Consider the following 24,405-nt stretch of genomic DNA (forward strand, 5'->3'; position numbering starts at 1 on the left):
CCGCGGCTTCCGCTTCGGCTTCGGCTTCGGCCTCCGCTTCGGCTTCGGCTTCGGCTTCGGCTTCGGCTTCGGCTTCGGCTTCGGCTTCGGCTTCGGCTTCGGCTTCGGCTTCGGCTTCGGCTTCGGCTTCGGCTTCGGAAAGGGCCTCTTCTACAGGCTCGACCGCGTCAAGAGGCGCACCATCCTGCGTGGAAACGGATTCAACCGCTTCGTTCGACTTGGGGTCTTCCACCGGCTTTCGATCGGTTTTCTTCTTACCAGCCACCGCAACGTTCCCCTTATCGAATCCAATTTCACATGAATAACAGACCACTCTAGGTTAATCGGTGGTCCCGCTGCCCTCAACCCGCATCGCATGTTTCACAAGTTTTTTAACGGCTTTCTGCATTTTCTTCGGGGTCGGCTCGTTGACAATCTTCAGATGCGCATAGTCCAAGGAATAAAGGGGGTCCGCCGTCGCCTGACTGATTGCGGCCAGCCACAAGGGCGCCGAACCGGTCCAGATATCGGCAAATTGTCGCGCCGTTCTGGGTGAAAACAGCGGTGCGACAACCGGTATATCTGCGTCAGCAACCGCAGCGGCTTCGGGTGTCAGCGGCAACAGGCGCTGCTGATAGACGGGTTGTTCGCGCACGGTCAGGCCCGACTCGGTCAGGCGGTGAGCGATATTGCCCCGGCTGTGTTCACCCCGCAGGTGCAGCAGCGGACTTTCAGGGCGATGCTTCAGCAGATACGCCACCAGTTCCTCGGCGGTTGCGCCAACCATCTGCGCGTCCCACCCGGCGTCTTTTGCGGTGCCGGTGGTGGCAGGGCCAACGCAAAAGGCAGGCATGTCGCGCGCCAAACCCAGAGACACCGCGGCATTCACCCCGTTGGCAGATGTGAATATCAGCCCGCGCAAACCGTTGGTATCGACGCTGATCGGCAGGGGTTTGATCTCGAGGATCGGGGAATAGATAACCTCGACCTGCGATCTGATGCGGGTCGGCAGCTGCGCAACAAACCGTTCAGAAGCAGCGCGCGGGCGGGTCATCAGCAAATACAACAGTCGGCGCCTTCCGCCTTGGGATTGTTTGCATCCGCGCGGGGTGATACCCCGCTTGGCAATCAAGGTGTAACGGATCGGGCCAATGGTGCAAACACTTACCGTCCTCGGACTGGAAAGCAGCTGTGACGACACAGCGGCCGCCGTCGTGCGCCAGACCGATGGCGCCGGGGCCGAAGTGCTGTCATCCATCGTACACGGCCAGACCGAATTGCACAGCGCCTTTGGCGGTGTGGTGCCCGAAATCGCCGCGCGGGCGCATGCGGAAAAGCTGGATACCTGCGTGGTGCAGGCGCTTGCGGCTGCGGGCCTGACCCTTGCCGATATGGACGCCATCGCTGTCACCGCCGGTCCTGGCCTGATCGGTGGGGTCATGTCCGGCGTCATGTGTGCCAAAGGACTTTGCGCCGCGACCGGCCTGCCTTTGGTCGGTGTCAACCATCTGGCGGGCCATGCTCTGACGCCGCGCCTGACCGATGGAATCGCCTTTCCCTACCTGATGCTGTTGGTTTCAGGCGGGCACTGCCAATACCTGATCGCCCAGGGGCCAGAACAGTTCACCCGACTGGGCGGCACTATCGACGACGCGCCGGGTGAGGCGTTCGACAAAACCGCCCGCCTGCTGGGTCTGCCGCAACCCGGCGGTCCCTCGGTCGAGGCCGAGGCCCGGTCGGGTGATCCCAAACGGTTTCGCTTTCCCCGGCCATTGTTGGATCGACCCGGATGTGACCTGTCGTTTTCGGGGCTTAAGACCGCGCTGATGCGGATGCGGGACCAGATCGTCGCCGAAAAAGGCGGCCTGACCCGTCAGGATCGCGCTGATCTGTGCGCCGGGTTTCAGCAGGCCATCGTCGACACGCTGGCCGAGAAAACCCGCCGCGCGATGGATCTGTATCTGGAGGAAAACCCCGCGGACCCGGTGATTGCCGTGGCCGGAGGTGTTGCCGCAAATACCGCCATTCGTGCCGCGTTAGAGACTGTTTGCGCCGAAAAAGGCGCCCGTTTCACCGCGCCGCCGCTGGCGTTGTGCACCGACAACGCGGCCATGATCGCCTATGCCGGGCTGGAGCGGTTTCGCACCGGCGCCCGCGATGGTCTGGACCTGACAGCCCGACCCCGATGGCCCTTGGACCAAACCAGCCCGGCGATGCTGGGCAGCGGCAAGAAAGGGGCCAAGGCATGAGTGTTTCGGTGCTGGGATCCGGTGCCTTCGGCACGGCGCTGGCAATTTCGCTGGCCGGAAACGGGCCGGTCACGCTGTGGTCGCGCAACGCCGGTCAGGTGGTGCAGATGCAAAACAGCCGCCAGAACTCGGCCCGCCTGCCGAATGTAACCCTACCGGATGCAATTACCGTGACCGCCGATATTGAAGACGCCGTCGCCGCGAATGTGCTGTTGCTGGCCGTCCCGATGCAGAAACTACGTGAGGCTCTGACAGAACATACCTCGGATCTGGCCGGGAAAACGCTGGTGGCCTGCTGTAAGGGGATCGAGCTATCCACCGGCCTCGGACCCATTTCCGTGATCCGCGCGACCATTCCGAACGCGCGCCCTGCCCTGCTGACCGGGCCTAGCTTTGCCGATGACATCGCACGGGGGCTGCCCACGGCGCTGACCCTGGCCTGCGCGGATGCCGATCTGAGCGAAACACTTCAGACCGAACTGACCACCGCCAATCTGCGCCTCTATCGCACGACGGATGTGATCGGCGCGGAACTGGGCGGCGCGTTGAAAAACGTGATGGCCATTGGCTGCGGGGCCGCCATCGGGGCGGGCCTCGGCGACAGCGCCCGCGCCGCCTTGATGACCCGCGGATTTGCCGAAATGCAGCGCTTTGCCCTGATGCGTGGTGCGCGACCCGAGACGCTGATGGGGCTGTCCGGGCTGGGGGATCTGGTGCTCACCTGCTCGTCCGACCTTTCCCGAAACTACCGTTTTGGCCTGAGTTTGGGTCTGAATCGTCCCTTTGACAGCCACACAACGGTCGAAGGCGTCGCCACCGCGCGCGCCATGTCCGAGATCGCCACAAACGAGGGGCTGGACATGCCCATCAGTGCCACAGTGGCAGACCTGAGCCACGGTGCCTACAGTGTCGCGCAAGCCATCGAAACCCTGCTCAACCGACCCCTCAAGGAGGAATAACATGCTGATCGCCCTCATCGCCCGTGACAAGGACGGCGCCTTGCAGACCCGGCTGGACAACCGCGCGGCCCATCTGGCCTATATCGAGGAAACCGGCGTCGTTTCACAGGCCGGTCCGTTGCTGAACGGGGACGCGATGATCGGCTCGCTGGTGATCCTCGAGGTCGAGGACATGGCTGCCGCCGAAATCTGGGCCGTAAATGACCCCTATGCCAAGGCAGGGCTGTTCCAGTCCGTCGACCTGATCCCGTGGAAGAAGGTCGTGGGCTGATGGCATACTGGCTGTTCAAATCCGAACCATCGACCTGGAGCTGGGACCAGCAGGTTGCCAAAGGCGATGCGGGCGAAGAATGGGACGGTGTGCGCAACTATCAGGCGCGCAATTTCATGCGGCAGATGGTGGTCGGGGATCGCGGGTTTTTCTACCACTCGCAAAAGGACAAGGCGATTGTCGGTATCGTCGAGGTCTGCGCCGAGGCCCATCCCGACAGCACCACCGATGACGAACGCTGGGACTGCGTGGATATCAAGGCGGTGCGGCCGTTTACAACACCGGTGACGCTGGACCAGATCAAGACGGACGAGCGTCTGGCCGAGATGGTTCTGGTGAAGAACTCGCGCCTGTCGGTTCAGCCGGTCAGCGAGGCCGAATGGCAGGTGATCTGCGCCTTGGGTGGCACGCAAGCGGATTGATCAAATAAAAAGGGAAGGCCCTGACGGTTGCAGAACCTTCCCTACCCCGCGTGCTCCCTACTCACCACACGCATATGGAAATCTTTGGCTCTGACCGTCCTGGTCGCACTCTGACACTAGCCCATTTCTGGCGGCTGGCACAAACGCCAAGTGCTTAAAATTGAAAACGCCCGCCGCGGGGCGGGCGCCAGAAAACCAAAGGATCAGGCGTAGACCGACTCTTTTCCGAACCGCTTGGTCAGCATATAGTAGACCACGGCGCGGTATTTGTTGCGCTCGGACATGCCATAGGTTTCCAGAACCGAATTGATCGCTTCCATCAGTTCCGGCCCGTCCGCCAGACCCAGTTTCTTGATCAGGTAATTGTTCTTGACGGTCTCAAGCTCGGCTTCCTGCGTGGCCGCCACGGTCGACGCGTCGGCGTCATAGATCGCCGGACCGCAACCGATGGTGACCTTGGTCAGCAGGTCCATATCGGGGTCCATCCCGCATTTGCCTTTCAGATCTTCGGCGTATTTGGCGATCAGCTCGTCGCGTTTTCCCATGTTCAATTCTCCTAAACTTGTGTTGTTACGGCGCATTGCGCCGTTCCGGAAAAGATTAGCCGCGACTATGGCCATCCCAAAAGGAAAAAAATCGGCAGTTTCTCCCCCCTGCTGGGGCCGCCGAGGGCAGAGGTTACCGGCAATACCCCCAGCCGGGTCCTTGCAGATGGAAATGATCCGCGTGAAGTCGGTTGAAATTCGGGCTCAGCACCACCCGGAACCAATTACAGGCGCCCTGCCCGATGCGGTGCAGAAACTCGGCCTCGGGACCGGGTGTTGCCCAGTCATGAAGCAGGCTGAGCTTCCGTCCGTCCTCAAGCTCCAGCCCAGTGATATCGATCGAATCCGCTGTCGCATGACTGCTCCACCGGTTGTTTTCACCCTCAGCGGTGCGCATGCGACGGCAGTTGTAGCTGCCCAGATGGCGAATTCTGTGAACTTTGGTCGCCAAAACATCCCGTGCAGCGGGCTGAACCACGTGGTGTTCCCACATCACCAACCGCAGGGCGGTGGTGCAACGGGTCTCAACCGGTGCAAGGCGGGCCGTGCCAAGTTGTGACAACTCTCCCCGGCCTGAAATCCCGCAATTCCGATCGACGACCAGATCTTCCATCGGCGCGAACATAACACCGGCCTCGGACAAAACCGCACGGCATTGGGCGTCATCCGCCAGCGCCCGGTTCAGCTGGTATCCGGTGATCGGGGTCACCGGGGCCGCTACCGATAAGTCCCGCAGCGGGTTCCAATGCGCCGGAAGGGGTGTTTTCGGATGGGACAGCAACAACCACCCGCCACCACCCACAAGGATCAGCAAGACAAGACAGGTAAAAAGAAAAGACGCCGCCAGATACAAGATCCGGCGGCGTCCCGTGCGTTTGGTCATACCCGACCCGCAATCAGTAGCGGTAGTGCTCGGGCTTGTAGGGGCCTTCGGGTTTCACACCGATATAGGCGGCCTGCTCGGCGTCCATCTTGGTCAGCTTCACGCCGATGCGGTCCAGGTGCAGACGGGCAACCTTTTCGTCCAGATGTTTGGGCAGGATGTAGACGTCGTTATTGTACTGATCACCCTTGGTGAACAGCTCGATCTGCGCCAGCACCTGGTTGGTGAACGAGGCCGACATCACAAAGGACGGGTGGCCGGTGGCGTTGCCGAGGTTCAGCAGACGGCCTTCGGACAGCAGGATGATGCGGTTGCCCGAGGGCATCTCGATCATGTCCACCTGTTCCTTGATATTGGTCCATTTGTGGTTCTTCAGGCTGGCCACCTGAATTTCGTTGTCGAAGTGACCGATATTGCCGACGATGGCCATGTCCTTCATCTCGCGCATATGCTCGATGCGGATCACGTCCTTGTTGCCTGTGGTGGTGATGAACACGTCAGCAGAGGCAACTTCGTCTTCCAGCAGCGTGACCTCGAACCCGTCCATCGCGGCCTGCAGGGCGCAGATCGGGTCAACCTCGGTCACTTTCACACGGGCACCTGCGCCAGCCAGCGACGCGGCCGAGCCTTTGCCCACGTCGCCATACCCGCAGACCACGGCAACCTTACCGGCCAGCATGGTGTCGGTGGCGCGGCGGATACCGTCGACCAGCGATTCCTTGCAGCCGTATTTGTTGTCAAATTTCGACTTGGTGACGCTGTCGTTGACGTTGATCGCCGGGAACGGCAGGTGACCCTCTTTCACCAGCTGATACAGGCGGTTCACACCGGTGGTGGTTTCCTCGGACACGCCCTTGATCTGGTCGCGCATCTTGGTGAACCAGCCTGGGGACGCGGCCATACGCTTGACGATCTGCTTCTTGATCACCTCTTCCTCTTCCGAACCGGGAACGGGGATGATGTCTTCCCCCGCTTCGGCGCGTGCGCCCAGCAGGATGTACAGCGTTGCGTCGCCGCCATCGTCCAGGATCATGTTCGGGCCGTCGTCGAACATGAAGGATTTGTCCAGATAATCCCAATGCTCTTCCAGCGTCTGGCCCTTGATGGCGAAAACGGGAATGCCGGCTTCGGCAATCGCCGCCGCCGCATGGTCCTGGGTCGAGAAGATGTTGCACGACGCCCAGCGCACATCCGCGCCCAGTGCAACCAGGGTTTCAATCAGAACTGCGGTCTGAATGGTCATGTGCAGCGAACCGACGATCCGCGCACCTTTCAACGGCTTGGCCTCGCCATATTCGGCGCGCAGGGACATCAGGCCCGGCATCTCGGTTTCGGCAATGTCCAGCTCTTTACGGCCAAACCCGGCCAATGAAATGTCTTTGACGATATAGTCCCCGGCCATCAGGTGCTCCATTGAGTAAATCACGTTCGGGCTGCCCCTAGCATTCCTTGGGGCAGGTGGCAACGCGAATGGCCGGAAACGGGGTTTTCCGCCGCTCAATTCAGCTGGGTTGACCCTTTAGCTTAATCTTCGGGATCGCTTCAAAAAAATCAGTGCCAACGGCGACAATACAACTGATGCCGTTCGCCTGGGTCACCAGAACCGTGTAGCTTCCGGTTTCCTTCGAGGTCCAGACCTCCATGACCGCCTGCGCACCGCGTGTTTTCTGCAATCCGCCAAAGACCAGCTCTTCTGAATAGCTGTCCTGCAGCTTGGCGATCACATGTTCACGCTGTGCACAACTTTGGGCAAATGCGGGTGGGGCAGTGGCGGCCATTCCAAAGGTCAGGGTAATTCCAAACAGTCGCTTAAACATAGCTAGCTCCTTTCGATACGAGTTACGTTCCGAGAGGGGCACACCAGGAGGAGCATGCACCCCCCTCAGCACAAATGTCGGTATCACCACGCGCTGGTTCAAAGCACGTCTGGTCAAGAAAAAGTTGGCAGCCGGTGATCTCGACAGGTACATCATAACACAAAAACGCGAAACTTACGTGTCCCACTTCACAAGGCATGGCAGAATGGCAACACAAGCACGAGCATGGCAGCGGATGTTGTCGGGGCGCAGGCTGGACCTGCTGGACCCGACCCCTGTGGACATCGAAATCGAAGATATCGCCCACGGGCTGGCCTTTGTGGCCCGCTGGAACGGCCAAACGGCAGGGGATTTTGCCTATTCCGTGGCCGAACATTCCCTGCTGGTCGAAGAGCTTTTTGGCCGGATCGCCCCAAAAGCACCGGTGAAATGGCGGCTCGCAGCCTTGTTACACGACGCGCCGGAATATGTGATCGGAGATATGATCTCGCCAGTCAAATCCGCCGTCGGCCCCGACTACGGCGCACTGGATGACCGTCTGGCGGCAGCGATCCACATCCGCTTTGGCCTGCCTGCTGCAGTGCCGAAAACGGTGAAACGACAGATCAAAAAGGCCGACAAGATCAGCGCCTGGATGGAGGCCACCCAGATTGCGGGTTTTTCCGAGGCCGAGGCGACCAAATTCTTCGGTCGCCCGGATAAGGCGGTGATGGAAGGGTTGGAGATTACTCTGCGCCCGCCGGTTGAGGTGCGAGAGGCGTATATGGAGCGGCATGAGGCGCTGATAGATGGGCTCTAGCTGTCCAATTTGGTCAAACGCCCCTTCTGAGCCCAAAGCAGACGCGTAACGAAGGTTCAAAGTACAAACCGGGCCAAAACCCTCGGTCCGCACCATTAAACAGTCATCACGATAGCTACTTGTTCAGTGCCTCTACCAAGACCCAGTCAACCGTTGATCCTGTCTGACGCAGATCACGAAGCGGTGCGTATTCCGGGTCATTGTACCAGGCAAGGGCGCTTTCAACAGAAGGGAACTCGACAACGAGTATCGCGTTTGCTTCTGGCGCCTTACCTTCCAGAGTTTCGACGGGCGCGCCCCTGACAAGAATTTTGCCGCCATGTTTTTCTAACAGTTCGGCAGTTTTCGGGCGGTATTCGGCGATCCAATCCTTGTTCTGGATTGTAACCGTTCCGACAATATAGCCTTTTGCGTCTTCTGCACTTGCCATAACCGGAACCAAAGAACCAAAAAGTAGTGAGAGTACTGAGAATACTTGACGAAACATTCGTTCTCTCCTTCTCCTATGACATGACAGCAAGTCTACCATAGTTCGAAGGATGACCGGAAATCAGGCCAGCAAGTCGAAACCGTTGGTGATCGGATTACCCCTGTAAGCAGGTAAAACCGATGTTTTCTGTAGGGAAGCCGATGTCCGGCTAAGGGTTCGCTAACGCGGACTACGTTTCGCCAAAATTCGCTGCAACGTCCGGCGGTGCATGTTCAGGCGGCGGGCGGTTTCCGAGACGTTCCGGTCACACAGTTCATAGACGCGCTGGATATGCTCCCAGCGCACGCGATCCGCGCTCATGGGGTTTTCCGGTGGTGGGGGCAGTTCGTCGCCCTTGGCCAGCAGCGCGCTGGTGATGTCGGTGGCGTCAGCGGGTTTCGACAGATAGTCGGTCGCGCCGATCTTGACCGCAGCCACGGCGGTGGCAATCGCGCCATATCCGGTCAGAACCACGACCCGGCTGTCGGGGCGTTTTTCGCGCAGCACTTCGACCACATCCAGACCGTTGCCATCCTCAAGCCGCAGATCGACAACGGCATAGGCGGGGGGGCGGGCGGTGGAAATGGCGCGGCCTGCGGCGACAGAGCCTGCGGTTTCAACCTCGAACCCGCGTTTTTCCATGGCCTTGGCCAGTCGCCTCAGAAACGGCTCGTCATCATCCACCAGAAGCAGGGATTTATCGGGGCCGATATCGAGGCCAGAGCTGTCCGCCATATTCTGTTCTTTCCGCTATTTCACGCCTTTGGCTTAAACATGAGTAATAGCAGCGCCATTCCAAAGGTCAAACGCATCACAGCTTATCCAGAAAACATCCAACCTTGTCGGCCATCTGCTCGGCACTGTCATCGCGGTTGAAAAACTCAAGGAAACCCTGCCCGGGCGTCACCAGGTAGGTAAAGGTGGAATGGTCGACCAGATAGAACTCGTCGCTTTTGTCATGCGCCCGGTAATAGGTCTTGTAGGCCTGGCTGGCGGCCTTTACCTGCTCGGGCGAGCCGGTCAGCGCGATGGTCTTGCCACCCAGGTTGAAGGCAAAGTCATCCACCACCTGCGGCGTGTCCCGATCCGGATCGATCGAGATGAACAGCGGCGTCACCGACTGGCCACGCTCGGCCAGAATGTCCACGGCCTCGGCGTTGCGCGACATGTCAAAGGGGCAGACATCGGGGCAGAAGGTATAACCGAAATAAACCAGTGTCGGCTCGGTGATCACATCGGTGTCGGTGACGGTTTCGCCCTTGCCGTTAACCAGCTCAAACGGACCGCCGATTGCGGCCGCCCCGCCGGCGATCTGGGCCGACCGGCATTGTGCGAACTGATCGTCCGACCCCGCCCCCCGCGTCAGCAGCCACATGGCGCCCAGACCGACGGCCAGAACAACGGTTGCAAGGATGGCGTAAAGGCGGATCATGACATCTATCCTGGGATGAGAGGGGTTGTTGATCGTTTCGGTCGGGACACCTATCAAGATGACCAGCCGATGCAACAGGACATAATAGACCGATGGCAAATTCCAACATCACATTATGGCGCAGTCAGGAACGCAGCAGCTGGATTCGGCTGCGCACGCTGATCCTGCTGCGTTGGGTGGCCATCATCGGTCAGTTCACCGCCATCACGGTTGCGCAGCAATATTTTCAGGTGCAGCTGGAGGTGGCGCTGTGTTACCTGGCCATCGGCGTGTCGGTCATGGGCAACATGACCGCCATTCTGCTGTTTCCGAAAAACAAGCGCCTGACCGAGTTCGAAAACTTCCTGATGGTGCTGTTCGACCTGTCGCAGCTGGCGATCCTGCTGTACCTGACCGGCGGCCTGAACAACCCCTTCGCCCTGCTGCTGCTGGGTCCGGTGACGATTTCGGCCAATGTGATGAGCACACGCTCGACCGTGATTGTCGGCGCCGTGGCAATTGCGCTGACAAGCATGCTGGCTGAGTTTCACCTGCCTTTGCGCACTGAACAGGGTCTCATACTGCAGATTCCGGATCTGCTTTTGTTCGGCAATTGGGCGGCGGTTGTTATCGCCATCGTTTTCATCGGCGCCTATTCCCACCGCGTCAGCTCCGAGGTGCAGTCGATGTCCGAGGCTCTGGCCGCCACCCATATGGCTCTGGCGCGCGAGCAGAAGCTGACCGATCTGGGCGGCGTTGTTGCGGCGGCTGCGCATGAGCTGGGCACACCGCTGGCCACCATCAAGCTGACCAGTTCCGAACTGATCGAGGAACTGGAGGACCGCCCTGACCTGAAGGAAGACGCTGCCCTGATCCGCGAACAGGCCAACCGCTGCCGCGACATCCTGCGCGATATGGGCCGGGCCGGCAAAGACGACCTGCATCTGCGGCAGGCGCCTCTGTCCACCGTGGTGCATGAGGCCGCCGAGCCGCATATCCACCGGGGCAAAGCCGTTCACTTTGCCGAAGGCCCGGCGGGCGATGGCGATGTGCAGCAACCCTCGATCCTGCGCAAGCCCGAGATCATTCACGGATTGCGCAACCTGATCCAGAACGCGGTGGATTTCGCCCGCGCCAATGTCTGGGTCGAGGCTGAATGGACTGCGGATCAGATCACCGTCAATATCATGGATGACGGGCGCGGATACCCGTCCCAGATGATCGGCCGCATCGGCGATCCATTCATGCGTCGCCGCCGGACCGAAAAAGACCAGAAGACCCGCCCGGAATATGAAGGCATGGGGCTGGGTCTGTTCATCGCCAAGACCCTGCTGGAACGCAGCGGTGCCGAGCTGGACTTTGCCAACGGCTCGGACCCCTACCAGACGCTGTGTGACAATCCCGAACGCCGGGGCGCGATTGTAAGGGTGTCGTGGCCGCGCAATCTGGTGGATGCCCAGACCGGCGATACCCCTGTCCCCTCGGGTGAGAACCAGCGCATCCGGGTCTGAGTTAAGACCCCGTTAACCATTAACACGCATAGTTCCCCCGGTATCAGTTCCGGAGGGCGCATGGTCGACTGGATCATTCTGGCCGCGATCAGCCTGGTGTCTGCCAGCCTGGCGGTGCAATGGCTTTTGCCCCGCCGCCGGCAGCGGGGCGACAATTTCGGCTTGTCCGCACCTGCATCGCTGTATGATGCGGTATTTCTGTTCGACGGCAACCGCCTGATCAGCCATTCCGACATCGCGCTGGAAGGGTTCGAAGCAGTCCGCGACTGGCCCGACCTGCGCCGTCTGCTGCAGCGGGATTTTCCCAGCTTTCCCGAAACACCCGACCATATCCGGCGTCAGGGCATGCTGATCATACCCGCCATCGACTGCACCGTCGAACGGGATATCCTGTGCGAGTGGATTGACGGTATCGTCCGGGTCCAGCTGCGCCACAGCGCCGACCGTCCAACTCCGGTCCAGCGCGACACGCAGGATCCGATCCGTCTGGCGATGGAGCAGGCGCCCTACCCCGTTTGGCTGCTGGATTATCAAAGCAATGTCCGTTGGTGCAATGCAGCCTATGTCGCCTTGGCCAGAAAGGTTCGTGGCCCGGATACCGATCTGACCGCACCGCTGTTTCCCGGGGCGGACGGCGATGCGCGGCTAAGCGCAAAAACCCGCATCTCGATCTCGTCCGAGAGCAGCGAAAACAAGCTGTGGTTCGACCTGACGCTGGTCGATCACCCCGAAGGTCACCTGTGCTATGCAGTTGATATCAATGCCATTGTTGCGGCCGAAACCGCCCAGCGCAAATTCGTTCAAACCATGACGAAGACCTTCGCCCAGCTGTCCATCGGGCTGGCGATCTTCGACCGCAACCGACAATTGGCGCTGTTCAACCCGGCCCTGATCGACCTGACCACCCTGCCCCCGGATTTCCTCAGCTGCCGCCCCGGCCTGTCCAGCTTTTTCGACCGGCTGCGCGATCAGCACATGATGCCGGAACCCAAGAATTACCGCAGCTGGCGCAGTCAGATGAATGACCTGCTCGAGGCCGCCGAGGACGGGAATTACCAGGAAACCTGGTCGCTGCCCTCGGGGTCGGTCTATTCGGTCAGCGGGCGCCCGCATCCTGACGGGGCGGTGGCGTTCCTGTTCGAGGATATCACCGCCGAGATTACCCTGACCCGCCGGTTCCGCTCGGAAATGGACCTGATGCAATCGGTTCTGGACAAGCTGGCCGATGCCATCGCGGTGTTCGGCGATGACGGAACGCTGGCCTTTACCAACCGTGCCTATCAAAAACTATGGGGAGAGTCCGACGAGACCGGGTTCGAACCGGACTCGGTGCTGGACGTCACGCGCAGCTGGCAGGACCAATGCGCTGCCACGCCGCTGCTGGGTGAAGTGCGCGACTTTGTCGAGATGCGCGACAACCGCGCCGAATGGTCCGGCGACATTCGGATGCGCAATGGCACCGAACTGATCTGTATCGTCAGCCCGATGCAGAACGGCGCCACGATTGTCCGGTTCGTGGTGGATGAGCTTCGGACGGCGCAGCCGATACGCCAAATCAGCGCCTGAACCGGGTTGCAGCCGACAGGGCCTGAGGTCATTGTGGCGCCATGACGCTGCACCCTCGTTCGATCACCCTGACTTCACCCGAAGAAACCTCGCAATTCGCCGCCCGGCTGGGGGCGGAATTGCGCCCCGGCGACGTGCTGCTGCTTGAAGGTGAGATCGGCAGCGGCAAGACCCATTTCGCCCGCAGCCTGATCCAATCGCTGATGACCGTCCGCGAGGATGTGCCCTCGCCCACCTATACGTTGGTGCAGGCCTATGACACATCGGCAGGCGAGATCTGGCATTGCGACCTCTACCGGCTGGGCGCCGTGGAAGAGATCGAGGAACTGGGCCTGACCGAGGCGTTTGATGCGGCCATTTGTCTGATCGAATGGCCCGGCAAGCTGGGTCCGCTGACCCCTGAAACCGCCCTGAAACTAAGCTTTGAAACAGACCCTGATACGATGGAAAACCGTCATCTGACCCTGTCGTGGTCCGATCCGAAATGGCCCCCCAAACTGGAGAGCGCCGCATGACCAACCGCGCTGTGCTGGCCGAGGCGCTGATTGCACAAACACCATGGGCCAACGCCAAGCGTGCGCCGCTGGCCGGGGATGCCTCGAACCGTCGATACGAGCGTCTGACCGATCCCGAAACCGGCCGGACCGCCGTGTTGATGGACTCTCCGCCGGGCAAAGCCGAACCGGTCGAGGATTTTGTGCGCATGGCGAACCATTTGCGGTCCGTCGGCCTCAGCGCGCCTGAGATTTATGCCGAAGATGCGGAATACGGCTTTCTGCTGCTGGAAGACCTGGGCGACGACTTGTTTGCCCGCATCCTGAAACAAAACCCAAAGAGGGAGCTGCAGCTATACGAGGCCGCAACCGACGTTCTGATCGCGCTGCACAAGGCCCCCACCCTGTCGCTGCCCTCATACGGCCCGTCACTGATGACCGAGCTTGCGGCACTGTCCTTTTCCAAATACGCGCAGGCGGTTCAGGGTCAGCACGACAGGGATGCGCGGGAACAGTTCGAATACCGGTTTTCGGACATTCTGCACCAGGAAACCTCGGGGACCAAAGTGGTGATCCAGCGCGATTACCACGCCGAAAACTTGATCTGGCTGCAGGACCGTGACGGCGTGAAACGGGTGGGTCTGCTGGATTTCCAGACCGCCATGCTGGGTCATCCGGCCTATGACCTTGTGTCGATGCTGCAGGATGTCCGCCGCGATGTGGCCGCGGGGACCGAGATGCGGATGGTCAGCCGCTATATCACCGCGACCGGCGTGAACGATCACGATTTCCGCACCGCCTATGCCGTGCTGGGGGCGCAGAGAAACCTGCGGATTCTGGGCGTTTTTGCCCGTCTGGCGACGGAATACGGCAAACCTCAGTATGTTGAACTGATCCCTGCCACTTGGGCGCATCTGATGCGCGATCTGGACCACCCGGCGCTGGCCACCGTGGCCGATCTGCTGCGCACGGCCCTGCCCGCCCCGACCCCGGAAAACCTGGACAGGCTCAGACAGACATGACCCGACTCCCCGAAGCCGTGATGCTGTTCGCCGCCGGGTTTGGCACCCGCATGGGCGCGATGACCAAAACCCGCCCGAAACCCCTGATCGAGGTCGCGGACCGCCCCCTGATCGATCATGCGCTGGATCTGGTGGATGATCTCGGCCCGGGTCGCGTGGTGGCCAATCTGCACTATCTGCCCGATCAGCTTGCCGCACATCTGGCCCCCAAAGGCGTGCTGATGTCCCGTGAAGAGCCCGAGATTCTGGAAACCGGCGGCGGGTTGCGGGCGGCTTTGCCCCTGCTGGGACCGGACCCGGTTTATACCCTGAACACCGATGCAATCTGGGCCGGACCGAACCCTCTGACCCTGTTGCGCGAGGCTTGGGATCCGGATCGGATGGATGCGTTGCTGATGTGCATTCCAACCAACCAGACACTCGGACACACCGGCGCAGGTGATTTCACCGCCGATGCCGACGGCCGGATCACCCGCGGTCCCGGTCTGATCTATGGCGGGGCGCAAATCCTGAAGACTGACGGGCTGATGGCCATTCCGGACAAGGCATTCTCGCTGAACCTGCTTTGGGATCAGATACATGGCCAAGGTCGCCTGTTCGCCGTCACCTATCCCGGCCGCTGGTGCGATGTGGGCCGCCCCGAGGGCATCGCTCTGGCCGAGGGGCTGATCGCGGATGTTTGAACCCAGCGCCGCACCCCGCGTCTTTGCCGTTCCGCCCGGATCGGATTTCCCCAAAGCGCTGGTGGACGGGTTGCGACAGCGCAGCGCCGAACACCCGCCCGAGGCCTTGGCCCGGGTGCAGCTTGTCGTGAACACCCGCCGGATGGCCCGCCGGGTGCGCGATCTGTTCGATCTGGGCCCGGCCTGCCTGTTGCCGCGGCTTTCGCTGGTCACCGATTTGGGGGAAAGCGTCGATCTGGCGCAAATACCCCCCGCCATTCCGGGCCTACGGCGCAGGTTGGAACTGACGCAGCTGATTGCCAAGCTGTTGGAGCAACAGCCTGATCTGGCCGCGCGGTCCTCGCTGTTTGATCTCTCCGACAGTCTGGCCGCGCTGATTGACGAGATGCAGGGCGAAGGGGTCTCCCCCGATACGATCCGCCAACTGGATGTCAGCGATATGTCTGGTCACTGGGCGCGGGCGCAGGCCTTTATCGGGATTGCCGATCACTTTATCGACTCCGGTCCCAATGCGCTGGATGCGCAGGCGCGGCAGCGGCGTGTGGTGGAAAGCCTGATCGATCGCTGGCAGGCGGCGCCACCGCAGCACCCGGTTATCCTCGCGGGGTCAACCGGCTCGCGCGGCACCACACTGATGCTGATGGAGGCCGTCGCCCGTCTGCCGCAAGGGGCGCTGATCCTGCCCGGCTATGATTTCGACCAGCCGGATCATGTCTGGCGCGGGCTGGAGGACGCGCTGACCTCGGAAGATCACCCGCAATTCCGGTTCCGCAAGCTGATGACCCGGCTTGAGCTTCAGCCCGGCCAGATCGAGCCGTGGACCGCTGATCCTGCTCCCTCGCCCGCGCGTAACAGATTGATTTCGCTGGCGTTACGCCCCGCTCCAATCACCGATGCCTGGATGTCCGAAGGACCTCAACTGACTGATCAGGACGATGCGACCAAGGACCTCACACTGGTCGAGGCGCAATCCCCCCGGGCCGAGGCGCTCGCCATCGCGCTGCGCCTGCGTGAGGCCGCCGAAACCGGCCAAACCGCGGCGCTGATCACCCCGGATCGGATGCTGACCCGGCAGGTCAGTGCCGCGCTGGATCGCTGGAACATCCTGCCTGATGACAGCGCGGGCCTGCCGCTGCAATTGTCGCCTCCGGGCCGGTTCCTGCGCCATGTGGCGGGCCTGTTCGCCCGGCGGCTGGAGGGTGAGGCGCTGCTGACTCTATTGAAGCACCCCTTGTGCCACGGTGGCGGCGATCGCGGCGCGCATCTGCTGCATAGCCGCGATCTGGAGCTGGACCTGCGGCGGCATGGTCCTCCGTTTCCCGACAGCGCCAGCCTGACCGCCTTCGCCATCCGTAAAGAGGTGCCCAAGGGCTGGATGGGCTGGCTGACCAGGCATTTCTGCGATCAGCATGTCACGGGTGAATTGCCGTTGTCGGATTGGGTGGCGCGGCTGCGTGCGCTGGCCGAGGCGATTTCTGTCGGCAGCGAGGGCGATACCGGGCCGCTCTGGGACAAGAACGCAGGCCAAAAGGCGCTGTCGGTACTGACCGCGCTGGAGGATGAGGCGCAGCATGGCGGTCCGATGACCGCCCATGATTTCGCCGATCTGCTGGGCGCTTTGCTGGCCGGGGAAGAGGTCCGCGACCGCGACGCGCCGCATCCGCATATCATGATCTGGGGCACGCTCGAGGCACGGGTGCAGGGTGCCGATCTGCTGATCCTGGGCGGCCTGAATGAAGGCAGCTGGCCCGAAGCCGCCGCGCCGGACCCCTGGCTGAACCGTCAGATGCGTGACAAGGCCGGGCTTTTGCTGCCCGAACGCCGCATTGGCCTGTCAGCCCATGATTTCCAGCAAGCGGTCGGCGCGCCCGAGGTCTGGCTGACCCGCGCAACCCGGTCAGACGACGCCGAAACCGTGCCGTCGCGCTGGCTGAACCGCATGACGAACCTGTTGCAGGGCTTGCCGGGGCAGGGTGGTCCTCGGGCCCTGTCAGCGATGCGCGCCCGTGGTCAGACATATTTGCGCTGGACGGAACAGCTAGAGGCCGCACCCCGGATCGACCCGGCGCCGCGCCCGTCTCCGCGCCCGCCGGTTACCGCACGCCCGCGCCGTCTGAGCGTGACGGAAATCAAACGCCTGATCCGCGATCCCTATGCGATATATGCGAAACATGTGCTGCGCCTGCGGCCGCTGGACCCGCTGGTGCAGGCCCCGGATGCCCTGCTGCGCGGAATCGTTATCCACGAAATCCTGGAACATTTCGTCAAGGACAGCGTGTTGGACAGCGCCTTGCTGACCCGTGAGAACTTCCTGAAACGCGCCGAGACACTGCTGGATCAGCATGTCGCCTGGCCCACGGCCCGCAAATTGTGGCTGGCCCGGCTGGACCGCATTGCCGACGATTTCCTGACCGCCGAAACCGCCCGGCGCGGCGATGGCGGGCCGGTGGCGTTCGAGGCCGTAATGAAACTGGTGCTGAGCCCGCTGGATTTCACCATCGCCGGTCGCGCCGACCGGATCGACCACAACAGTCGCGGTGCGCTGCGGATTGTGGACTACAAAACCGGCACCCCGCCGACCGAAAGCCAGCAGGCCAAGTTCGACAAGCAGCTGCTGATCGAGGCGGCAATGGCCGAGCAGGGCGCCATCGAAGGGATCGACCCGCTGCCGGTGGCTGAGGCGGTCTTTATCGGCATGGGCGGCACCTACAAAGAGGTCACAGCGCCGCTGGCCAAGGAACCGCCAGACAAGGTCCTGGCCGAACTGAAAGAGTTGATTTCCGCCTATTTAGAGCCTGATCAGGGCTTCACATCCCGCCGGATGCTGCACAAGGACACCGATATTGGCGACTATGACCATCTGGCCCGTTTCGGCGAATGGGACCGCACCGATGAGACCGATCCCGAGGTGTTGAAATGAACGCCCGCAACGATGCTACCGAACGTCAGGTGCAGGCTGCGCGTCCCGATGCCTCGACCTGGTTGGCGGCCAATGCGGGTTCGGGCAAGACGCGGGTTCTGACCGATCGGGTGGCGCGTCTGCTGCTGGGCGGGGTGCAGCCGCAGCACATCCTCTGCCTGACCTATACCAAGGCCGCCGCCAGCGAGATGCAGAACCGGCTGTTCAAACGGCTGGGTGAGTGGGCCATGTTGGGCGACGACACGCTGCTGACCCAGCTGACCGACCTGGGCGTGCCGGGTGTCATCAATCCTGATCGACTGGCGCAGGCACGTACGCTATTTGCCCGCGCCATTGAGACACCGGGCGGTCTGAAAATTCAGACGATCCATTCGTTCTGCGCCTCTTTGCTGCGGCGCTTTCCGCTGGAGGCCGGGGTCAGCCCTCAGTTTTCCGAGATGGAGGACCGCGCCGCCGCCCTGTTGCGCGAAGAGATTGTTGAGGATTTTGCCGAAGGCCAGCAGGCCGCGCTGATCGAGGATGTCGCCCGGTTTGTCACCGACACGGGGTTCGACAACCTGACCGCCGCCATCACCCATAAACGCAACCTGTTTGCTCAGCCGCTGGGCTGGCGCGACCTGCTGCGCCGGTTCGATCTGCCAGAGGAGTTTGACGAAGACGCCCTGCAGTCCCGCGTTTTCATGGGCGGTGAGGTCGATCTGATCCGCTCGATCCTGCCGGCGCTGGCTGAAAGCGGCGGCAATAACGCCAAAGCTGCGGCCAAGCTGGCGACCTTTACCCAAGCGCAGGTCGGTAACCTGCCGGTATTGGAAAGCGTGTTTTTGACCGGGAAATCCGCCAAGGAGCCCTTTGCCGCCAAGATCAACAGCTTCCCGACCAAGGCCCTGCGCGAAGGGGTGTTGGCCGCGCAGATGCCGCAGTTGGAATCCTTGATGTTGCGGGTCGAGGCCGCGCGCGAGCAGCGGCTGGCGCTGGTTGCGGCGCGCAAGACACATGTGCTGCACCGGTTCGCGGCCGCCTTCCTACCGGAATACGAACGCCGCAAGCAGCTGCGCGGCTGGCTGGACTTCGACGATCTGATCCTGCGCGCGCGGCAGGTGCTGAACGATCCGGCGGTGGCGGAATGGGTCCTGTACCGGTTGGACGGCGGCATTGACCATATTCTGGTCGACGAGGCGCAGGACACCAGCCCGGACCAATGGGACGTGGTCGAGAAACTGGCGCAGGAATTCACCAGCGGGGAAGGGGCACGATCCGGGGTTGAACGCACGATTTTCGTGGTCGGCGACAAGAAGCAATCGATCTATTCCTTCCAGGGGGCCGACCCCGCAGCGTTTGACCGAATGCAGCGGGAATTTGGGCGCAGATTGACGGAATCAGGCTCTAAACTGTGGGATTCGACGTTGGAGTACTCGTTCCGGTCCTCCAGTGCGATCCTGTCTCTGGTCGATATCCTGTTCGAAAACCGGGCTGAGGCCGGGTTTCACAAAGACAGCCTGCACCGCGCCTTCAAGGCCGATCTGCCCGGTCGGGTCGATCTGTGGCCGGTGGTTGAAAAAGTCGAAGACGACGATGATGGCGACTGGACCGATCCGGTCGACCGCCCCGGCGCGCGGCATCATACCGTCATTCTGGCCGAGAAGGTGGCCCGGTCGATCAAGGATATGATCGACAGGGGTGAGACGATCCCCGAGGATGGCGATGCGCCCGGCACATTTGTTCGCCGCAAGGTACAGCCGGGGGATTTCCTGATCCTCGTGCAGCGCCGATCCGATCTGTTTGCCGAGATCATCCGCGCCTGCAAGGCCCTGCGCCTGCCCATCGCCGGGGCCGACCGGTTGAAGGTGGGTGCGGAACTGGCCGTGAAAGACCTGGCCGCGCTGCTCAGCTTTCTGGCCACGCCCGAAGACAGCCTGTCGCTGGCGACCGTGCTGAAATCGCCCTTGTTTGGTTGGAGCGAACAGCAATTGTTCGATCTGGCGCACAGGCGGCAGGACCAATTCCTGTGGGCGGCGCTGCGCCAACGGGCTGAAGATTTCCCCGAAACGCTGGACGTCCTGAACGATCTGCGCGGTCAGATCGACTTTCTGCGCCCCTATGACCTGATCGAACGCATCCTGACCCGCCATGACGGGCGGCGCAAACTGCTGGGCCGGTTGGGGGCCGAGGCCGAAGACGGCATAAATGCGTTGCTGTCGCAGGCGCTGGCTTATGAACGCACCGATATCCCCAGCCTGACCGGCTTTCTTGTGTGGATGCAAACCGACGATCTGGAAATCAAACGGCAGATGAGCGGCGTCGGCAACATGATCCGGGTGATGACGGTGCATGGCTCCAAGGGGTTGGAGGCGCCGATCGTGATCCTGCCGGATACCGGCAAACGACAGGCCCCGCGTGACGCCGAGATCATGGTGGGTGAGGGTACGCCCCTGTGGAAAGTGCCCGGCGATGCCTCTCCGGCATTGATCACCCAGGCGCGGGCCGAGGCGCGGGCGCGGGAGGAAAATGAACGTCTTCGCCTGCTATATGTGGCTCTGACACGGGCTGAAAAGTGGTTGATCGTGGGCGCGGCGGGGGATGTCGGCAAGGATGGCACCAGCTGGTATCAGATGGTTGAGGCCGCAATGGCGCGGGCCGGGGCCACGCAACTGCCAGACTCGGGCACGCTGCGCCTGTCCCACGCGAATTGGGACGCGCTGCCGATTGTCGAACAGGCGGAAACTGAAATTGCAGAAACTCCCTTGCCGGACCGGTTCCAGACCCCTGCCACGATTCCCGAGCCGGCACCTGAAACGCTCAGCCCGTCTGATCTGGGTGGGGCCAAGGCGTTGCCCGGCGATTCAGGTCAGGATGAAGAGGCCGCCAAGCTGCGCGGCACGCGCTTGCACTTGCTGCTGGAACATTTGCCCTCGGTTGCGCAGGAAAAATGGCCGCAGCTCTGCGCCCGGGTTCTGCCCGATATGCAGGAAGCGGGCTGGCAGGATTTGCTGACCGAAGCGCAAAATGTGCTGACAGCGGATCATCTGCAAGCGGTATTCGCGGGCGACGCGTTGGCCGAAGTTCCGGTCGCTGCCGCGCTGAACGGGCGGCGGATGCACGGGGTGATCGACCGGCTGATCGTGACCGAGACCGACGTCCAGGTGATTGATTTCAAATCAAATGCCACGGTTCCGGACAGCCCTGCGACCTGCCCCCAAGGCCTGTTGCGGCAGATGGGGGCCTATGCGCAGGCGCTTGCGCAGATCTATCCGGATCGTGAAATCCGCACGGCGATCCTGTGGACGCGCACGGCAGAGCTCATGTGGTTGCCACACGATCTTGTGACGGATGCACTGACCTGCACCCAGATATCTTGACCTTACCATGCCCGGCCCCTACGTTCTGTTCCCGAGTTTACCCCATTCAGGAGACAGAGAATGTCGACCGTAGCCGTAACCGACGATACCTTTGACGCAGAGGTCAAGAATTCCGACATCCCCGTTGTTGTCGATTTCTGGGCCGAATGGTGTGGCCCCTGTAAGCAGATCGGCCCCGCTCTGGAAGAGCTGGCCGCTGAATACGGTGACAAGATCAAAATCGCTAAGGTGGACGTAGACAGCAACCCGAACGCAGCCGCCGCCATGGGCGTGCGCGGCATTCCGGCGCTGTTCATCTTCAAGGACGGTCAGGTTGTTTCGAACCGCGCTGGTGCGGCTCCGAAGGCGGCGCTGCAAAGCTGGATCGACGAATCCATCTGATCCGTTTGGATCACACAGATCTAAGGCGCCCCGCACCGGGCGCCTTTTTTCGCCGGAGGGCCAGATGGCAAGGACACGGGTTCTTGTTGAATTCGGCATGGGCACATCGCTGCGGCGCGAAGATTACACCAAGGCGGCGCGGCGGGAGGTGCAGGATGCGCTGCACCATTCCTCGATTACCCTGTTATCCACGCTCGGCATCGACCATGCCGAGATGCGGGTGATGGTCACGATAGGCGTGCAGGCACCGGACCATATGGATTGCGACCTGATCGCCGCAGATCTGCCCCGCGGCCGGGCCGAGGTGCGGGCCGTCAAAGATGGTCTGGACGTCGTGGATACCGAAGCCAGCACCCGGCATATCGTGGCAACCGCCGCGATCGATGCATTTCTGCCGGACTTTTCAGGTCAATCTAAGCTGTCCTGACAAAGAAAAAGCCGCTCGGGTGAGCGGCTCATCTTTTGCGGTCGTACTGATCGCGGATCAGATATTCTTGATATCCGCGCGGCACAGGCCAATGTCGTCCAGCTGTGCATCGCTCAGCTCGGCCAAAAGCGCACGTGTTTTGCGGGCTTCGTTCCATTCGGCTGCTTTTTCAAAAGCTGCGGTGAACGCGTCCACTACATGCAGGATGGTAGCTGCTCCGAGCGGCGCATGGATATTTGCGGTGGTTGCCATTTGCGCATTCCTTAAAACTGAAACAGCCGACCCTTCGTCGGTTGTGCGCTTTATTTAGGACCACTGGCTGAGTCTCACAATTGCTAGTCCGGTAACCCCGATTTGCGTTCTGTGCATATCATTTAGGCAGTTTGTGAACTGTTGCGCTGCGGGCGGGTCCGGCCCATATAAGATGCCAACGAAGAACGGAGGCCCTGATGGCAGACAGCGATTTTCCCGGTTGGCATGGCACAACGATCATTGGCGTCAAGAAGGGCGGCCATGTAGTGATCGCCGGCGACGGACAGGTCAGCCTGGGCCAGACCGTGATCAAGGGCACTGCCCGCAAGGTGCGCCGCCTGTCGCCCGGCGGGTTCGAGGTTGTGGCCGGTTTTGCCGGATCGACCGCCGACGCGTTTACTCTGCTGGAACGTCTGGAAGCCAAGCTTGAGGCGACGCCCGGCCAACTGGCCCGCGCCTCGGTCGAGCTGGCCAAGGACTGGCGTACCGACAAGTACCTGCAAAAGCTTGAGGCGATGTTGATCGTCACCGACGGCAAGGATCTGCTGGTGATCACCGGGGCAGGGGACGTGCTGGAGCCGGAACACAATGTGGCAGCCATCGGATCGGGGGGCAACTTCGCGCTGGCCGCGGCCCGCGCGATGATGGACGGCGACAAACCGGCGGAACAGGTCGCGCGTGAGGCGATGGCGATTGCCGCCGATATCTGCGTCTATACCAACGGCAATCTGACGGTCGAGACAATCTCAGGCTAACAGCGCCTTGATCTCTTTGCCCTTCCAGCGCAGGTGCATCCCGATCAGGCCCATCAGGGCCGTCGCGATGACGATGTAATAGGGCAGGCGGATATCAAAGCTCATCAATCCACCGCCGATCAGGGACATGACGCCACCGGCAAGGCAGAAGACCGCCGTGGTCACCCCCATGACCCAACCCTGATCGGTTTCGCTGACGGCTGATGAAAACAGGCCCAGCAAGGTCGGGTAGGACACGCCGAAGAAGAAATAGAAGAAAAACACCGGCACATAGCTGAGCACGCCGCTGGGGCTGAACGCAAAGCCAAAACCGCAGATCACCATCACCACCAGCGAGGTATAGATGATCTGGTGCTTGCTGAACCTCTCCTGCGCCGGTTTCACCAGGAATGTGCTGGAAAACGCCAGCGCAAAGCCGATCACCACCATCGCCATGCTGCCGCCGATCACACCGTATCCCCAGGCGCTGGTCAGGAAATTGTCGACGAACACATAGAAGGTCACGTTGGCGATCATGAACAGCGCATAGACCGGCAGGATTTTCAGAACCATCGGATGTTCGCGCACGGCGATCAGGCTGTCGGTCACGTCGCGCGGGCGAAAGACAAAGGCCGTTCGCTCGGTCCGCATGTCCCTGAAGAAAAACAACACCAGGAAAATCGCGATCAACACCAGAACAAAGGCACCGTAAAAGGGGGTTTTCAGCGTCGCGAAGCTGCCCAGCAACGTTGCATCGGACAACACCGCGCCAATGATAGGCCCGCCGACAAGACCGAAGCTGACGCCGGTGATGATATAGCCCATATTGCGGTCCCGGTCGGCGGCATCGGTGCTGCCGTCAATCATCGCCGCCTGTGCGATGGGTTGGTTCCCGGCGGTGAATCCGGTGATCGAACGCCCGACAATCAGCAGCAGCAGGCTGTTCAGATATAGCGCCGCAATCGTCAGCGCATACCCGGCCAGCGCGCCGCTCAGACAGACCAGCAGCGCGTTCTTGCGGCCGATCGAATCCGACACTTTCGAGACGTAGACCACACCCAGAAACCAGGACAGAAAGAAACATCCGATCACCAGGCCATAATATAGATGCCGCGTGCCCATGGCCGTACTTTCGGGCAGGAAACCGGATTTTGTCTCCATGATCAGCGAATTGATGATCGGGAAAACCAGCCCCTGCCCGATCAGGTCGACAAACACCACAAACAGCAAGGTGATCTTGGCAATTTTCGTCATG

24 protein-coding genes and 2 pseudogenes are annotated in these 24,405 nt (G+C 61.4%); 15 read left to right on the top strand and 11 right to left on the bottom strand.

The genetic code is table 11. The annotated features are described in order from the left end of the window. A pseudogene (locus tag ACOQFT_RS08950) lies at window positions 1–265 on the bottom strand (hypothetical protein); the annotation flags it as partial. A gap of 54 nt (window positions 266–319) precedes the next feature. Next, window positions 320–1,033 carry a uroporphyrinogen-III synthase gene (locus ACOQFT_RS08955; RefSeq protein ID WP_421597593.1) on the bottom strand — a complete coding sequence of 238 codons (714 nt, stop codon included), beginning with the start codon at window positions 1,031–1,033 and terminating at the stop codon, window positions 320–322. 97 nt (window positions 1,034–1,130) lie between these two features. Between ACOQFT_RS08955 and tsaD the strand changes: the two genes are divergently transcribed. From tsaD to ACOQFT_RS08975, 4 genes are read left to right on the top strand one after another with little or no spacing between them, the layout of a single operon-like run. After that, complete coding sequence (gene tsaD / locus ACOQFT_RS08960) at window positions 1,131–2,228, top strand: tRNA (adenosine(37)-N6)-threonylcarbamoyltransferase complex transferase subunit TsaD (protein WP_421597594.1); 1,098 nt, start codon at window positions 1,131–1,133, stop codon at window positions 2,226–2,228. Further along, window positions 2,225–3,187, top strand: coding sequence for an NAD(P)H-dependent glycerol-3-phosphate dehydrogenase (locus ACOQFT_RS08965; protein ID WP_421597595.1), 963 nt, complete (start codon window positions 2,225–2,227; stop codon window positions 3,185–3,187). The genes tsaD and ACOQFT_RS08965 overlap by 4 nt, the downstream gene beginning before the upstream one ends. Window position 3,188: 1 nt before the next feature. Then, window positions 3,189–3,458 (top strand): YciI family protein, encoded by a 270-nt coding sequence (locus tag ACOQFT_RS08970; protein ID WP_421597596.1) that lies wholly within the window; start codon window positions 3,189–3,191, stop codon window positions 3,456–3,458. Beyond that, entirely contained in the window at window positions 3,458–3,880 is a 423-nt protein-coding gene (locus tag ACOQFT_RS08975) for an EVE domain-containing protein (RefSeq protein ID WP_421597597.1), read from the top strand. Before ACOQFT_RS08970 ends, ACOQFT_RS08975 begins: the two co-directional genes overlap by 1 nt. Window positions 3,881–4,083: 203 nt before the next feature. Here ACOQFT_RS08975 and ACOQFT_RS08980 read toward each other — a convergent pair whose 3' ends face one another. The 4 genes from ACOQFT_RS08980 to ACOQFT_RS08995 all read right to left on the bottom strand — a co-directional run bounded on the left by ACOQFT_RS08980 (window position 4,084) and on the right by ACOQFT_RS08995 (window position 7,125). After that, the gene (locus ACOQFT_RS08980) at window positions 4,084–4,425 is read right to left on the bottom strand and encodes a DUF2853 family protein (protein ID WP_421597598.1); all 342 of its coding nucleotides are present in this window, start codon (window positions 4,423–4,425) and stop codon (window positions 4,084–4,086) included. Between the two features lie 133 nt (window positions 4,426–4,558). Next, entirely contained in the window at window positions 4,559–5,308 is a 750-nt protein-coding gene (locus ACOQFT_RS08985; RefSeq protein ID WP_421597599.1) for an extensin family protein, read from the bottom strand. A 13-nt stretch (window positions 5,309–5,321) separates the two neighbouring features. After that, window positions 5,322–6,710 (bottom strand): adenosylhomocysteinase, encoded by a 1,389-nt coding sequence (gene ahcY / locus ACOQFT_RS08990; protein WP_421597600.1) that lies wholly within the window; start codon window positions 6,708–6,710, stop codon window positions 5,322–5,324. Between the two features lie 100 nt (window positions 6,711–6,810). Next, window positions 6,811–7,125 (bottom strand): hypothetical protein, encoded by a 315-nt coding sequence (locus tag ACOQFT_RS08995; RefSeq protein ID WP_421597601.1) that lies wholly within the window; start codon window positions 7,123–7,125, stop codon window positions 6,811–6,813. Between the two features lie 205 nt (window positions 7,126–7,330). On the opposite strand from ACOQFT_RS08995, the gene ACOQFT_RS09000 reads away from it, so the two are divergent. Then, window positions 7,331–7,924: an HD domain-containing protein gene (locus ACOQFT_RS09000; RefSeq protein ID WP_421597602.1), complete on the top strand. Its 594-nt coding sequence runs from the start codon at window positions 7,331–7,333 to the stop codon at window positions 7,922–7,924. A 115-nt stretch (window positions 7,925–8,039) separates the two neighbouring features. Here the strand turns inward: ACOQFT_RS09000 and ACOQFT_RS09005 are convergent, their stop codons facing one another. The 3 genes from ACOQFT_RS09005 to ACOQFT_RS09015 form a co-directional block, all read right to left on the bottom strand. Then, entirely contained in the window at window positions 8,040–8,411 is a 372-nt protein-coding gene (locus ACOQFT_RS09005; RefSeq protein ID WP_421597603.1) for a DUF1330 domain-containing protein, read from the bottom strand. A 162-nt stretch (window positions 8,412–8,573) separates the two neighbouring features. Next, window positions 8,574–9,128: an ActR/PrrA/RegA family redox response regulator transcription factor gene (locus ACOQFT_RS09010; protein ID WP_421597604.1), complete on the bottom strand. Its 555-nt coding sequence runs from the start codon at window positions 9,126–9,128 to the stop codon at window positions 8,574–8,576. 76 nt (window positions 9,129–9,204) lie between these two features. Next, window positions 9,205–9,825, bottom strand: a complete 621-nt coding sequence (locus ACOQFT_RS09015) for an SCO family protein (protein ID WP_421597605.1) — start codon at window positions 9,823–9,825, stop codon at window positions 9,205–9,207. Between the two features lie 92 nt (window positions 9,826–9,917). Between ACOQFT_RS09015 and regB the strand changes: the two genes are divergently transcribed. The 9 genes and pseudogenes from regB (at window position 9,918) to ACOQFT_RS09060 (ending at window position 22,164) form a co-directional block, all read left to right on the top strand. Continuing rightward, window positions 9,918–11,315 (top strand): sensor histidine kinase RegB, encoded by a 1,398-nt coding sequence (gene regB / locus ACOQFT_RS09020; protein ID WP_421597606.1) that lies wholly within the window; start codon window positions 9,918–9,920, stop codon window positions 11,313–11,315. Between the two features lie 60 nt (window positions 11,316–11,375). After that, entirely contained in the window at window positions 11,376–12,881 is a 1,506-nt protein-coding gene (locus ACOQFT_RS09025) for a PAS-domain containing protein (RefSeq protein WP_421597607.1), read from the top strand. Between the two features lie 41 nt (window positions 12,882–12,922). Then, the gene (gene tsaE, locus ACOQFT_RS09030) at window positions 12,923–13,396 is read left to right on the top strand and encodes a tRNA (adenosine(37)-N6)-threonylcarbamoyltransferase complex ATPase subunit type 1 TsaE (protein ID WP_421597608.1); all 474 of its coding nucleotides are present in this window, start codon (window positions 12,923–12,925) and stop codon (window positions 13,394–13,396) included. Further along, window positions 13,393–14,397 (top strand): aminoglycoside phosphotransferase family protein, encoded by a 1,005-nt coding sequence (locus ACOQFT_RS09035; RefSeq protein WP_421597609.1) that lies wholly within the window; start codon window positions 13,393–13,395, stop codon window positions 14,395–14,397. The genes tsaE and ACOQFT_RS09035 overlap by 4 nt, the downstream gene beginning before the upstream one ends. Next, window positions 14,394–15,080, top strand: coding sequence for a nucleotidyltransferase family protein (locus tag ACOQFT_RS09040; RefSeq protein WP_421597610.1), 687 nt, complete (start codon window positions 14,394–14,396; stop codon window positions 15,078–15,080). The genes ACOQFT_RS09035 and ACOQFT_RS09040 overlap by 4 nt, the downstream gene beginning before the upstream one ends. After that, a complete protein-coding gene (gene addB / locus ACOQFT_RS09045; RefSeq protein WP_421597611.1) occupies window positions 15,073–18,000 on the top strand; it encodes a double-strand break repair protein AddB in 2,928 nt (975 codons plus the stop codon). Before ACOQFT_RS09040 ends, addB begins: the two co-directional genes overlap by 8 nt. After that, window positions 17,997–21,356 (top strand): double-strand break repair helicase AddA, encoded by a 3,360-nt coding sequence (gene addA / locus ACOQFT_RS09050; RefSeq protein ID WP_421597612.1) that lies wholly within the window; start codon window positions 17,997–17,999, stop codon window positions 21,354–21,356. The genes addB and addA overlap by 4 nt, the downstream gene beginning before the upstream one ends. 42 nt (window positions 21,357–21,398) lie before the next feature. Then, window positions 21,399–21,737 (top strand): annotated as a pseudogene (trxA, locus tag ACOQFT_RS09055) (thioredoxin); the annotation flags it as partial. Between the two features lie 64 nt (window positions 21,738–21,801). Next, entirely contained in the window at window positions 21,802–22,164 is a 363-nt protein-coding gene (locus ACOQFT_RS09060; RefSeq protein WP_421597613.1) for a Lin0512 family protein, read from the top strand. Window positions 22,165–22,221: 57 nt separating this feature from the next. Here ACOQFT_RS09060 and ACOQFT_RS09065 read toward each other — a convergent pair whose 3' ends face one another. Next, window positions 22,222–22,416 (bottom strand): DUF1127 domain-containing protein, encoded by a 195-nt coding sequence (locus ACOQFT_RS09065; RefSeq protein WP_421597614.1) that lies wholly within the window; start codon window positions 22,414–22,416, stop codon window positions 22,222–22,224. A 197-nt stretch (window positions 22,417–22,613) separates the two neighbouring features. On the opposite strand from ACOQFT_RS09065, the gene hslV reads away from it, so the two are divergent. Further along, window positions 22,614–23,171: an ATP-dependent protease subunit HslV gene (hslV, locus tag ACOQFT_RS09070; RefSeq protein WP_421597615.1), complete on the top strand. Its 558-nt coding sequence runs from the start codon at window positions 22,614–22,616 to the stop codon at window positions 23,169–23,171. On the opposite strand, the gene ACOQFT_RS09075 is transcribed toward hslV, so the two are convergent. Further along, window positions 23,163–24,404: an MFS transporter gene (locus tag ACOQFT_RS09075; protein WP_170672576.1), complete on the bottom strand. Its 1,242-nt coding sequence runs from the start codon at window positions 24,402–24,404 to the stop codon at window positions 23,163–23,165. The genes hslV and ACOQFT_RS09075 overlap by 9 nt on opposite strands. Between the last annotated feature and the right edge of the window lies 1 nt (window position 24,405).

Origin of the sequence: Ruegeria sp. MALMAid1280 (assembly GCF_049195285.1) — a bacterium.
GTDB lineage: Bacteria > Pseudomonadota > Alphaproteobacteria > Rhodobacterales > Rhodobacteraceae > Ruegeria.